General features: G+C 49.6%; 10 protein-coding genes, 2 pseudogenes and 2 riboswitches. All 12 genes and pseudogenes read right to left on the reverse strand.

The annotated features are described in order from the left end of the window. Position 1 precedes the first annotated feature (1 nt). The 12 genes and pseudogenes from ACFQNG_RS00335 to ACFQNG_RS00390 all read right to left on the reverse strand — a co-directional run bounded on the left by ACFQNG_RS00335 (position 2) and on the right by ACFQNG_RS00390 (position 13,299). Entirely contained in the window at positions 2–1,324 is a 1,323-nt protein-coding gene (locus ACFQNG_RS00335; protein ID WP_379862804.1) for a sensor histidine kinase, read from the reverse strand. Then, entirely contained in the window at positions 1,321–2,022 is a 702-nt protein-coding gene (locus tag ACFQNG_RS00340; protein ID WP_379862805.1) for a response regulator transcription factor, read from the reverse strand. The genes ACFQNG_RS00335 and ACFQNG_RS00340 overlap by 4 nt, the downstream gene beginning before the upstream one ends. A 183-nt stretch (positions 2,023–2,205) precedes the next feature. Further along, the gene (locus tag ACFQNG_RS00345) at positions 2,206–2,742 is read right to left on the reverse strand and encodes a CBS domain-containing protein (RefSeq protein ID WP_379862806.1); all 537 of its coding nucleotides are present in this window, start codon (positions 2,740–2,742) and stop codon (positions 2,206–2,208) included. A gap of 96 nt (positions 2,743–2,838) precedes the next feature. After that, a riboswitch (cyclic di-AMP (ydaO/yuaA leader) is annotated at positions 2,839–3,004 on the reverse strand. 242 nt (positions 3,005–3,246) lie between these two features. Next, positions 3,247–5,007, reverse strand: coding sequence for an ABC transporter ATP-binding protein (locus ACFQNG_RS00350; protein WP_379862807.1), 1,761 nt, complete (start codon positions 5,005–5,007; stop codon positions 3,247–3,249). A gap of 55 nt (positions 5,008–5,062) precedes the next feature. Beyond that, positions 5,063–6,111 (reverse strand): annotated as a pseudogene (locus ACFQNG_RS00355) (sensor histidine kinase). Beyond that, positions 6,108–6,782 (reverse strand): response regulator transcription factor, encoded by a 675-nt coding sequence (locus ACFQNG_RS00360; RefSeq protein WP_379862808.1) that lies wholly within the window; start codon positions 6,780–6,782, stop codon positions 6,108–6,110. Before ACFQNG_RS00360 ends, ACFQNG_RS00355 begins: the two are co-directional and overlap by 4 nt. Before the next feature lie 231 nt (positions 6,783–7,013). Beyond that, on the reverse strand, positions 7,014–7,526 hold the full coding sequence (locus ACFQNG_RS00365; RefSeq protein ID WP_379862809.1) for an acyl-CoA thioesterase: 513 nt from the start codon (positions 7,524–7,526) through the stop codon (positions 7,014–7,016). A gap of 142 nt (positions 7,527–7,668) precedes the next feature. After that, on the reverse strand, positions 7,669–9,498 hold the full coding sequence (locus tag ACFQNG_RS00370) for an APC family permease (RefSeq protein WP_379862810.1): 1,830 nt from the start codon (positions 9,496–9,498) through the stop codon (positions 7,669–7,671). Positions 9,499–9,653: 155 nt separating this feature from the next. Beyond that, a riboswitch (cyclic di-AMP (ydaO/yuaA leader) is annotated at positions 9,654–9,806 on the reverse strand. Between the two features lie 138 nt (positions 9,807–9,944). After that, entirely contained in the window at positions 9,945–10,562 is a 618-nt protein-coding gene (cdaS, locus tag ACFQNG_RS00375) for a sporulation-specific diadenylate cyclase CdaS (RefSeq protein WP_379862811.1), read from the reverse strand. Positions 10,563–10,701: 139 nt separating this feature from the next. After that, the gene (locus ACFQNG_RS00380) at positions 10,702–11,133 is read right to left on the reverse strand and encodes a GNAT family N-acetyltransferase (RefSeq protein ID WP_379862812.1); all 432 of its coding nucleotides are present in this window, start codon (positions 11,131–11,133) and stop codon (positions 10,702–10,704) included. A gap of 281 nt (positions 11,134–11,414) precedes the next feature. Continuing rightward, a pseudogene (locus ACFQNG_RS00385) lies at positions 11,415–11,712 on the reverse strand (family 1 glycosylhydrolase); the annotation flags it as partial. Between the two features lie 66 nt (positions 11,713–11,778). After that, a complete protein-coding gene (locus ACFQNG_RS00390) occupies positions 11,779–13,299 on the reverse strand; it encodes a class I adenylate-forming enzyme family protein (RefSeq protein ID WP_379862813.1) in 1,521 nt (506 codons plus the stop codon). Positions 13,300–13,322 lie beyond the last annotated feature (23 nt).

Genomic DNA, 13,322 nt, shown 5'->3' on the forward strand with positions numbered 1-13,322 from the left:
CTTATGGATGCGCGATCGGAATGGCAAACCTGACTCCCAAACCGCCAAGGTGTGACGGAAATGCTTCCATTTGTCCGCCATGGCGTTCGACAATCGTGCGGCTGATGGCCAATCCCAACCCGGTCCCGCCCGTTTGCGCCTGGCGGGCCCGATCCACTGTATAAAATTTGTTGAACAAGTGCGGAAGTTCCGCTTGCGGCACCCCGATGCCATTATCTTCAATCTGAAAATACGCCATATTCTCTTCGACATAGCCAACAAAATGAATCATCAAATCGTCTGCCTGCGCATAGCGCACAGCATTGCTGACCAAGTTGGCCACGACTCTGCGCAACCATTCCTCATTGGCGTCGAGAACGGTCGTTTCCCCAAACAGGTGATGGGCACGGAACCCGATGTCCAACCCGGCGCATTCCGCTTCATACTCTTCCGCGATGGAACAAAAGAAGGTGTCGGCGCGGATCAGAGACGTTCTCATGTCGATCAGCGCATATTCCTGTTTGCTGTATGCCGAAAACTCCTCCACCAACTTCTGGATTGTCACCGTCTTCGTCTGCAACAACCGAAAGGTTTCCCGTTGTTTGGCCGGATCCTTCACCACCCCCGACTCCAACAACTCCAAAAAACCCTGGATGGTGGTCAAGGGCGTTTTCAAGTCATGCGCGATCGCAGTGATCATATGCAATTGCTCTTCATACGCCTGAACCAACCGCTCTTCCATGGCGTGCACATGCCGGTATAAATCGCCAATTTCATTGCAGCGCTTGTAGGTTAGGGGAAGAGGCTTCCGCTTTAAGCGAATTTGGGCCAGGCGTTTGTTCAACGCTTGGATCGGCATGGTGATAAAATGATGGAAATAGATGACAAAACTGATGATCAAAATGATCAACACGGGGATAAAGGCCCAGACCGTCCGATTGATCAAGGAGTGAACGCCAAACTCCATCAACCGGGGCTGGCGTATGATCTGAAGCTGACCCGTCCGCTGATGGCCTTCATAAATCGGAAGTGAGAGGCTCACGGTGAATCTGCCGGGTTCAAGCTTTCCCGCCATGAACGAACCGGCTTTCCCCCGATACTCCAACCGAAGCCTTCCATCCGCCACCATTTGCTCCAGCGCATGACTTAGTGCGGTTGAGTCATGTTGCAGCCACTCCACCTTGCGCACAATCTCAAAATTCTCCGTGACAAGCGCTTCCGATTGGTCGGCCACTTGCCGGATAAACACATCTTGGACATATAAGAAAAGAAAGCCCACCAGCCAGAGAAACACCAGGATGGTTAAAACCAAAAACAACAACGGGATTTTGTACTTCAGTTTCATCTGTCTTCTCCACTTAACAGAAACTTATAGCCGACACCCCAAATGGTTTTGATCATCGCGCTCCCTTCGCCCAACTTTTTTCTGATGTTTTTGATGTGCACAGTCACGGTATTCAGATCACCAATATTGTCATCCCAAACGCTCTGATAAATTTGTTCCCGGGTCAATACCTGATTATGGTGTTGGTAGAGAAAATGGAGTATCTGAAATTCCTTGGTGGACAAATCCAGTTTGTCCCCGTTCAGAAACGCTTCGTATGTCTGTTCATTCATGTGGAGGCCTGTCGAAGGCGAGTCCACTCCTCCATCCCTCTCCGATTGAAACATCGCCAACCGCTCCAAGCGCCGGAAGTGAGCTTTTATCCGCGCAACCAACTCTTGCACACCAAAGGGTTTGGCGACATAGTCATCCGCGCCGATCTCCAAGCCAATCACTTTATCAATCTCCCGATCCCGGGCGCTGAGCAAAATGATCGGCATATGATAACGTTGCCGAATTTTCCGAATGGTTTCCAGCCCATCCATCTCCGGCATCATAATGTCCATCACAATCAGATCGATGGGATGCCGCTCTACCGCTTTCAGCGCGCACCTGCCATTGGCGGCCGAAAACACTTGAAACCGCTCATAGGTGAGTGCCTCGGTTAACAGCTGGATAATATCTGGATCATCATCAACAATAAGGATATTTCTTGCCATAGGGACCTCCCGTTTCCTGGCGGTCTTGTTTGCGGTTACCCGCAGCATGTTCCCAACACAAGCTTATCACACCTTGATGAAACAAACCCGTCCCCCCGGCCCCAACAGGCCGCCACATGAGGCTTCCAAAAAATCAGCCCCCTTTTTCATACAGGGGGCTGATTTTCACTTGCCACTTGCTGTTCAAGTTCGCCTATGAAAAAATTTCTTGTGCTTGATGGTTCCATTTTTGCCTTCCCTTGTTTTGCCGGAATCCATTCCCTGATCCCTGGTGCGTTGGTATTCGGCCTCAAAAAACTCAACCACTTTCTCCATCATCACTTTTCTGGTCAAAATTCCGATGAATCGGCCTTTCAGATCGATGATGGGGGTAAACGAACGTTCCAGCAAGACTTCAAAAGCAAAAGATAAAATGGAATTGGCCAAAATGCCCAAATAGCTTTTGTTCATCGCTTCCTTTACCGTATGTTCTTTCAATCCTGTAAAATCACCTTCCTGTTGGTTCAACTGCAGGATGAAATCCAATATGTTGGTTTTGCTTATCACTCCCTCCACTTTTCCCGCGCCATTGATGACGGGTACAGAGCTTAATCGCTTTCTCGTCAATACCAAGAGAGCCCGTTCCAACGAACAGTCCGGGTCGATGATGGTCACTTGCTCCTTGGGGATGATGAGCGTGGCAATCTCTTGTGAAAATAAATACGAATCCTTATTAAACATAAAAATAACCCCTTATATCGCAATAGAGTCACAAACCGGTATTCGAAAAATGAAAAACCGCAGAGCGGTTACTCTGCGGGCGTCTGCCACAACAAATAACCCCCTCTCATCACGCTTGCGAGGTTAGCTGTCGGATTCGGGCTGGAGAGTAGCCCTACCCAAGCCAACAATGATTCGCTTGAGATTCACCCCATGTGGAAGAAGTGTCTCTTCTCACGATTGGTTCCCCCGTTCCCTCAATGGGATTCAGCGAGCTTTGGGATCGATGTCGGATTTTTCATCGAAGTTGAAGTTATCTTACACCGACAGTAAGTGAAAGTAAATGCCCCCATGGGTTTGGCTCTTCCCCATTTTCACTTTGCCAGCCCATGTAAGCGCTTAATTATCGTTGTTTCTTAATGAATCGATGTTTATCTGCCCCTTCGCGGCCCACACACCCGCCCCCCTTTGGGAAAAGCCGAAAGCGCCTGGGCAAGTTTACCGCTTGTCCAGGCGCTTTTCCTTTTACCTTATGTCGTGCTGCAACTCCCATTTGAATTGTTGTTTCACCAGTTTTTGATACAACGCATGATTCGCCAACAATTCCTGATGAGTCCCCATGCCGGTGAGCTTTCCTTGTTCCAGCACCAGGATTTGGTCCGCGTCCACAACCGTGGACAAGCGGTGGGCAATGACCAGCGTGGTCCGCCCTTGCATCAGGTTTGAGAGCGCCTCCTGCACCACTTTTTCCGAGGTGGAATCCAAGGCGGATGTCGCCTCATCAAGCATCAAAATTTGCGGATCATGCAAGATGGCGCGGGCGATCGCGATGCGTTGCCTTTGCCCGCCGGACAACATGATTCCCCGTTCTCCCACTTCCGTATCAAAACCGTTTGGCAAGTTTTTGATGAATTCGTCGGCATAAGCGAGCTTGGCCGCTCTCTCCAGCTCTTCCTCCGTTACATCCCGATCCATCGCATAGCAGATGTTCTCCCGAACCGTTCCGGCAAGCAAAGGGCTTTCCTGTGACACATAGCTGATAGAGCTCCGCCACTCTCTGAGCCCCAGTTGGGACAGCGGGGTGTCTCCCAAGCGGATTTCCCCGGCCACCGGATGATAAAATTGCTCCAACAAGGAAAAGAGCGTCGTCTTGCCGCTGCCGCTCGGGCCTACAATCGCGGTCACTTTGCCCGGTTGAACCGTGAAACTGACATCATGGAGCACCGCGTCGTGACCCGGATAGGCAAAGGTCACGTGATCAAAGTGGATTGGTTGGGCGGGAACCACGGCAGAACTCTTCGCTTCCACATCCTCTTGTTCATGCTCCAAGATCTGGAGCAGCCGTTCTGTCGCTCCCATCGCTTTCTGCACACTGGTAAAAAAACGCGTCAACATGGTCAGGGGTATAATGATCTGGAACAGGTACAGGATAAACGCGACCAAATCGCCCGCACTCAACGCACCGGTTGAAACACGGTACCCACCATAGCCGATGATCACCACCAGCATGAACATCATCACGAACGACATCAGCGGTTGAAGCACGGCAGTCAATTTGGCTTCTTTCAAACTCACTCGCAAGAGATGGTCGATTTGCTTTTCCCCATGTTTCTGTTCCACCGCTTCCGCCACATAGGCTTTGACCAAGCGAATCTCTGACACCACCTGGGTGAGCAGGCTGGTGAATTGAGCGGTCTCCCCTTGCAACCCTTTGGAAATGTTATACATTTTGCGCCCAATGGGCCGCATGACCAGAAAGATGATGGGAACGGAAATCAGCATGACCAATGTCATCGACCAATCCAAATACAAGAGGATGGCAAGGGAGCCAAATAACGAGACAATCCCCGTGAAAATCGAAACCAATTGCTGGCTGATCAAGTCTTTGATGATAGCCGTATCGTTATTGATGCGACTGATCGTCTCCCCCGACCGATTTCGGTCAAAATAAGAGATCGGCAAGTTCAAGGTTTTATGCCACAATCGTTTTCGCAACTTGGCCACAACCATTTCCCCAAGATAGGCCAAGTAGTAAGTGGAGAACCCCGACACGGCCGATTGCACGACAAACGCCACCAGCAAGGTCAACACAGTCTGAAGATCAAGCGTTTTGACCGTCATCACATCGACGATATCTTTGGTCAACCACGGCACAACCAAGCCCGCCACGGTTGACACCAAACTCAATCCCAGCACGAGGCCGATCAAGAATTTGGGCAATGACTTCACATCGATCAGTTCAATAAATCGTTTGATATTTACTTCCAACTTAGGATTCCTCTCCATTGATGTCCCTCCACATTTTATGTCTTTTTCCTCTCTCTTTTTGAACAAGTCGGCATCACATGCGCGGTTTGAGCGGCAGGTGGATGGTCATCTCGGTACCTTCGCCCAACTTGCTTTTCACCTTGATCGAGCCATGGTGCCGCTCGATGATTTTTTTGACGATGGCCAGCCCCAGCCCACTCCCGCCGATTGAACGGTTTCTGGATTTGTCCGCTTTATAGAACCTCTCAAAGATATCGCTTGATCCTCTTCAGCTATCCCAATGCCCGTGTCGGACAGGATCGCTTCGGCCCGTTCCCCCTTCTTCCGCAATTCAACCCCGATCACACCGCCATCCGGCGTGAACTTAATGCTATTGCTAATCAGGTTGACCCACAATTGCCCCATCATATCTTCATCGGCGAACACGGTTACTTCTTCGAGAGCGAGATCCATTTCGATCGATTTCTTTACCCACTGGGGTTCCAAAGACAAGATAACTTTTTGCAATTGCTTGTCCAAACGGTACGGTTTCGGCTCAAACGGATGAACATCGGACTCCAGCGAGGACAGTTTCAACAGGTTCTCACTCAATTTGGACAAGCGGACGCTTTCCTGTTCAATAATGCGAAGATAATGCTTGCGCGCCTCCGCGCTTAACTCATCCTTCTGCAACGCATTGGCGAACCCCCGGATCGAAGTGAGCGGCGATTGGATCTCGTGCGAGACGTTGGACACAAATTCCTGCCGCATCTGTTCCATCCTGTTCAGTTCCTCGGCCATATGGTTGATGCTTTCAAACACTTCGCCAAACGGACTGTCATTGTCCTGGATAAGATTGGCGTTCAACCGCACCTTGAAATTGCCTTTGGCGATTTGCCTAAAGGCATCCATCATCACATGAAACAATTCAAAGCGCTTGGGCGCCGAGAATCTGGCAAACAGATAGCCCACCAAACTGACGAGGAGCAAGCCCACCAGACCGGTAACGAAATAACGGATGAAATCACCCGGTTGATCCGCTTTCACATCAAAGAAGAAGGAAGTGATCAGATATGCGGTCGACCAGCAGAACATGGCATAAGCCCAAAACTTGGTCATATGGAGAAAGATTTTCCACTTCATGCCCGCACCTCCAGACGGTAGCCCAGCCCCCAAACCGTGCGGATTTTGAAGGAATATTGGTCTTCGGGAAAACGCTCGCGCAACCGTTTGATATGGACATCCACCGTCCGTTCATCACCCGCGTAATCGTAACCCCATATCTCCTCGATCAGTTGGTCCCGGGAGAAGGTTTTGCCCGGATAGCTCGCCAGCTTAAACAGGAGTTCAAACTCTTTTAACGGCAACGTCAACCTGCGGCCATCGACAAACACTTCATACGCGTTCCGGTCAAGCAACACCTCCCCAACCCGTACCGTTTGAGACACGGCGATGCGGTATCGCCGGAGCAGCGCCTTGACCCTTGCCACCAACTCCGGCGGCTCAAAGGGCTTCACCAAATAATCGTCAGTGCCGAGCTCAAACCCTTGCACCTTATCAATCGTTTCCCCTTTGGCCGTCAACATGAGCAAAGGGAAATCATAATAAGTCCTCAGTTCGCGGCACAGCGCCCAGCCATCCATGCGGGGCATCATTACGTCCAAAATCGCCATGTCCGCCTTCACCGTTTCCAAAAGCGCCAAAGCTTCTTGGCCGTCCGCCGCTTCAATCACTTCCAAGCCTTCGTTTTCCAGTAACAGCTTGACCAGCTCGCGGATGTGCGCATCATCATCCACAATCAAAACTGTCGCCATGTGTCCATCACCGTCGCTTGTCTGTAAATTATTACCCTCACTATACGCTAAAATTATGAACTATATTTTAAATGAACTCACGAAGGGAGATTCCCTAGCAAAGTCATAAAAAAGCCAACCGCGTCTCAGCAGTTGGCCATGTTCCGGGATGACTCCATTATTCGTACTCAGGGGATGTCCCTGAGCCCGACCACATCACATATTCTCTTATACAAAATGATAGCATCTTTGTTAATCCCAAGGCTGCTTTACTGTAAGATAGTCAGCCAATTTTTTGCTTTCTTCCCTTCTGATCCTACGCGCTTCGGCTCTTTGCGGCGCCGTTTCATGCAATTTGAATTCTTCTTCCGTTTCCGGAACGACTGCGGGTACTGGAACGGGTTTTTTATTATCGTCAAGGGCAACGAATGTCAGAAAGGAAGTAGCCGCTATCTTTCTTTCTCCGCTCAACAAATCTTCTTTAATCACCTTCACAAACACTTCCATTGATGTTTTTCCTGTCCAAGTTACAAAGGATTCCAAGCAAACAGAATCCGATGGTCTTATCGGATGCAAAAAATCAACAGAATCTGTTGAAGCAGTAACAACTGACCGGCGGCAATGTTTTGTCGCCGCGATCGAAGCGATATCGTCAATATAAGCCATTAATTTTCCACCGAACAACGTATTATGATTATTAACATCGGGAGGAAAAACTCTTGACGTTTTATAGCATCTTGATTCTCGAACCCATCGTTTTTCCATTTGCATTTAACCTTTCATTTAAGTTTCCAATAAAAGCGGATCGATCCATCTCATTATACCATTTTGACACCAAAAACAACCCACCTCCCCAAGCTCATTTGCTTGAAAAGGTGGGTTTCCTTGGCGCTCCGGCCTCCATGGCTTATTTTTTCAATTGATAAGGGACGATGGTGACAATGATGTTTTTCATTCTCAGCAGATAAGCCAAGATGAGAAAACCGGATTGGTTATGAAGGAAGCTGTGCCACCACTTCTTTGTGATAAATTGGGGCATGATAACCGTGATCCTCGCGCCCGACTGATCCGCTTTCGCTTTGACCGTATCAATGAATTCGCTCAATGGTCCCAGTACGCTCCGATAGAGGGAAAGCAATGTCACCAGTCTCACTCCGGTCTGCCACTCTTCCCACTCTTTTTCCATGCGATCGATCGATTCCGGGCTCGAACCCACATACACCGCGACCACATGATCGGATATGGATTTGGCGTAGAGTAGCGACTGCCTGACCACTGTGGTGATGCCGGCGACCGGCACGATCACCATATTGTCAACGCTTTTCATATCCATGATTTTAAGCGACGGATCCACCCTCAACTGATCACCCACCGCCGCATAGTGTTGGTGGATTTTTTGGAAGATGAATACGCATAACGGGATGAAGAGAAGCGTCATCCACACTTGTTGAAACTTGGTGATATAAAAGATGGCCAAAATCAGGTAACAGATTAACGCGCCGGCGAGGTTCACCAATAATTTGCCACCCCAACCTTCCGGTTTGGTGCGCAACCATTTGACGATCATGCCGGTTTGCGACAATGAAAAGGGAATAAACACCCCGACCGCATACAACGGGATCAGGTTTTCCGTGTTCCCGTTAAACGCGATGATCAAGATGATGGAAGCCAAGCCCAGCGTGATAATCCCATTGGAATACCCCAAGCGATCCCCTCTCACCGTAAAGGCCCTTGGCATATATTTATCTTTCGCCAGGTTAAACGCCAGCAAAGGGAACGCGGAAAAGCCGGTATTGGCCGCCAGCACCAAAATCAGCGCGGTGGTTCCCTGTAGGAAATAGTAAAACACGTTACGGCCAAAGATGGCCGAGCCCAGCTTCGACAACACCGTTTCCGTTTCCGCGGGCGCGGTCCCATACCAGTAAGCCAAAAAGACGATGCCCGAAAAGAGTGCGCCCAAAATGATCCCCATGATCACCAAGGTGAAGGCGGCGTTTTTGGGAGCCGGATCTTTAAAGTTGGGAATCGCATTGGAGATCGCTTCAACCCCCGTCAAGGCGGAGCAACCGGAGGAAAAAGCTTTCAAGATGAGAAACAAACTAATTCCCATCACCGGGGTACCGATCGCCGGATGGGCATTGGCCGGCGCTTGTCCCGTCACCACCTGATACAGACCCACCACAATCAAGATCGCAAGGGCCAACACAAACAAGTAAACGGGATACGCCAAGATGGAAGCCGATTCGGTCAATCCCCTTAAATTTAAGAGCGTAATGACCGCGACAAGGCCGACGCCAATCGCCACCGTATGCGGATGCAGCACGGGAAAGGCGGAAGTGATGGCATCGGTGCCCGCAGACACACTTACCGCCACGGTTAAAATATAATCGATCAATAGCGATCCGCCGGCAACCAATCCAAAGTTTTTCCCCAGATTTTCTTTGGCCACCATATAGGCGCCACCGCCATGAGGGTACGCGAAAATGATTTGGCGGTACGACAAAATCAAGGCCACCAACAAAACAAGCACCCCAACCGCGATGGGCAACGAGTACCAGAAAGCCAGAACGCCGACCGTGGCCAACACGATCAAAATCTGTTCGGGACCATAGGCGACCGATGACAAGGCATCTGAAGAGAGAATGGCCAAGGCCTTCAAATTGTTCAATTTTTGACTATGTAGCTCATTGGACCGGAGCGGTCTTCCGATCACGATTCGTTTGATTCGATTAAACATATGATTCCTCCAACAAAATGATGCGTCCAATTACCAACACACTAGAGACTTCAAACCTTCATTTACCAAGTAACCGATGCTTTGCTTTGGCTTTCCCTTTACAAAAGAAAAAACCACAAAAAAGAGAAACTCCTTCCGTGGTCAAGGCAGGCGACGTTCCCCCTCTCAACACGCTTACGAGGTTAGCTGACGGATTCGGGTTGTGAGAGTAACCCTACTCAAGCGATGCCTGAGATTCACCCCAGAAGCAAGACTTTTCCCACTTCCTTTGGTTCCCCCGCTCTCTGTAGATTCAGCGATGATGGCGAATATGGAATTAATCGTATATTACTGCGATTTCCGGTGGTTGTAAAGAGACAAGCATAAGGAAAGTCAACCTTTTTACACGCTTTTTTCCTGTTGGCCCGCTTGTGCTGGTATGAATATGGCATAAGGTTGGATTGGATTTATGTGGGCGTGCCGATCACATAAAGCTTTCCATTCAAGGCAAACGAGGCGCGGCCCGTTTCTTCCGACACGACTATCACAATGGCGTCGCACTTCTCGCTTAGCCCCAGAGCCGCCCGATGCCGGGTTCCCAATTTTTGATCATCTTCAACCTCTTTATTCGATAAGGGCAAAACATGGGCGGCGGAAATGATTTTATCATCTTTGATCAACACCGCCCCATCGTGCAACGGGCTGCCGGGATAAAAAATGGATTCCAACAATGAGCTGGAAAACTCGGCTTGAATCAACGTGCCATGGGCAAGCCATGCGACCAACGGATCTTTCCGCTGCACAACAATCAACACCCCATGTTTCCGTTGCGACAGGTGGGCGATGCTGGACAAGAGGCCCAGGTATTTAGTGGTGAAAGGCGACAAGTAACACTGCAAATAAAAGGACGAGGCCAAGGCTTCGCTTAGGACGATTTGATTTCTTAAGCTCCTTAACTCGCCCAACAAACAGTTATGCTCATCATCGACCAGCTTCAAAAAGCGGTCGATCTCATCCGAGATGGCTAACAGATTCTGTCTCAGTTGTGCTTTTAACGTTGAAAAATCACAATCTTTCGCTCTCATAACCACACCTCGACCCCTATTGGAACAAGATCCTTCGTTCATCAACCATCGTTCCCACTCTTCTCCCCCCTTATCCATGAGCAACAAACAGAACGGCCCCACCCCAAAGCTGACAGGTGGAGCCGTTGGCCATCGCCGTCTATTCTCCCGCAAGATCCTTGACCATCAACACATGGGGGATTCCATCCTCCATGAACACAGGAGAAGCGGTGGCATAACCCAATTTTTGATAAAAGCCTTCCGCATGCGTTTGCGCGTGCAATTTCGCTTGGGATACGCCTTCTGCCTGGGCGATCTCTTCCAGGCTGCGAATGATCACCTTGCCCAAACCGTGTTTGCGGTGAGAAGGCAAAATGCAGATCCGCTCCAGTTTGGCCACTCCATTCACGATGCGCAATCTTCCTGTGCCAACCGGCTGGTTATCGGCGTAAACAAGAATATGTTCCGCTTGCTCTTCATGCTCATCAATTTCATCTTCCAATGGGACTCCCTGCTCCTCAACAAACACCGTTTTCCTGATTTGAAAAGCGGCATCCAGCTCATGTTTTTCCGTAACCCGTTTTGCTTCCACGATTTCGTCATCCCTTTCCGCAAGTGTCACCGTCAAACTTGATCAAGTGATGGAATTGCCTCACCAGTATAAACAAAATAGCAATACAATCATTTTACAGCAATCAACAACCGAAAGGGGCCATCATCTTGTCAACAATCCTGCGCGAAATATCAAATGAAAAACGTCGTTCGCCACGTGCCAAATTGCGTGAGAGGGCGGGTTTCTCATTCCCTCTCACGTTTTTTATGCAAAAAAAGCCGCCCACGATGAGGCGGCATGCGATACGGCATGTCTATTCTTCATTCAAAACCATTCTGGATGGAGACCTCTTTAAACCAATACGCGCTCTTTTTCGGTGTTCTCTTGAGGGTTTTCAGATCAATGGAAATCAATCCATAACGATTTTTGTAAGCGTTGGTCCAAGACCAGTTATCCATGAACGTCCTGGTATCCTTTGGCGTTGCATCCTTCCCCAATCGCCCGATGAAGCCATTTCAAATGGTTCTTGATGAATTCAATCCGGTAATCGTCATGGATGAATCCATCTTGAATGAACCGTTCTTCCCCTTCGACCCCCATTCCGTTTTCAGACACAAACTCACCCATTAGGGCGTGTCTGATAACTATGTCGGCGGTCAACTTGATTTATTTTCCAGACACGCCCTAGACATTTGTCAGTTTCGTGCCATTGGCATGCGCGCGCAATACATACTTCAGCGTTTTGCCCATGCTGTTTTTGGGCAGTTCCGCGATAAATTCCACATCAATGAGTTTGTAATCGGCCAAGTTTTGCCGTGTATGGTCCAAAACCTCTTCTTCCGTAAGGGAAGCCCCTTCCGCCTTGACCACATAAGCCCGGGGAAGTTCACCCCAAACGGGGTCCGCCACCCCGATGACCGCCACTTCAGCGACGCCATCCAGTTGTTGTATCACGGCTTCCACTTGGGCGGGAAACACTTTTTCACCGCCGCAGATCACCATGTCACGGAGACGGTCGATCACGTACAAATAACCTTCCTCATCCAATTTGCCCACATCTTTCGTATGGTACCAGCCATTTTTCAACACTTGGTCCGTCTCTTCCTTATTGTTCCAATACCCGGCGAAAACCGAATCTCCACGCACGACAATTTCTCCGATCTCGCCTGGCGGGCACTCCATTCCCGTCAACGGATCAAGGATCTTCAATTCGGTCAAATATAATCCCTTCCCCACGGAATGGCAACGGTTCAGATCCATCTCCGGCAAGAAGTAGGCAATCGCTCCAGAGTATTCAGTCGCTCCGTAAACTTGGATAATGGAAAAGCCGAGATCATGGAATTCCCTGATTGGTTGTTCCGGCACCCGGGAACCCCCGCATATGATCCCCCGCAAACTGAAAATATCCTTATCGATCGTTTTTAACATTTGCAGCATAAACGGAAGCATGGCCGGGACAGACATCATGTTGGTGATCTTCTCTTCATCGATCAGATCCCACAGCTGGGAAGGCGTAAAGTTGGCCGCCAGAACCAAAGTGAATCCGCGAATCAAGGCGTTGATGATAAACATCATGCCGCTGATGTGAAACAAGGGCGTCACAAACAAAAAACGATCGGCAAAGCGAAGATCCAGCGTATTCACATTGGCCAGTCCCGCCGCATACACATTGGCGTGCGTGCACATCACCCCTTTGGGATTGCCTGTTGTGCCGGAAGTGTAAATAATCGTGGCGATATCGCGTTCCGTCACGTCCGCGGAAGGTTCCGCGGCAGACGCGATCTGAAAAATGCTTTTGAAATGGTCATCCATCTCTTCCCCCACGGCCGCGCGAATCACTTTCTCCACACAACTGGGGAGCAATTCCAACGCATCCCTGAACTCTTCATCATAAAACAAGACTTTCGCTTGGCAATCCTCCACAATATACTGGACTTCCGCCGGTTTTAAGCGGCAGTTGATCGGCACGGCAATGGCTCCGATTTTGGCCGCCGCCAAGTATATAATCGGAAAAGCATATGTATTCTTACAAAGGAACGCAACCCGGTCACCTTGTTGCACCTGGAGATCCAACAGATAGTTCGCCAATTGGTTGACTTTTTGTTTGTATTCCAGAAAAGTGATACGTTCACCATTGCTCACCAACGCCTCAAGGCCTGGCGATAAAGCGGCGCGGCTGTTGAGCAATTCACCAATAGTCGCCACGATGCAAAACTCCCTCCCGATTT

The organism is Laceyella putida (genome assembly GCF_042665195.1).
Taxonomy (GTDB): domain Bacteria; phylum Bacillota; class Bacilli; order Thermoactinomycetales; family Thermoactinomycetaceae; genus Laceyella; species Laceyella putida.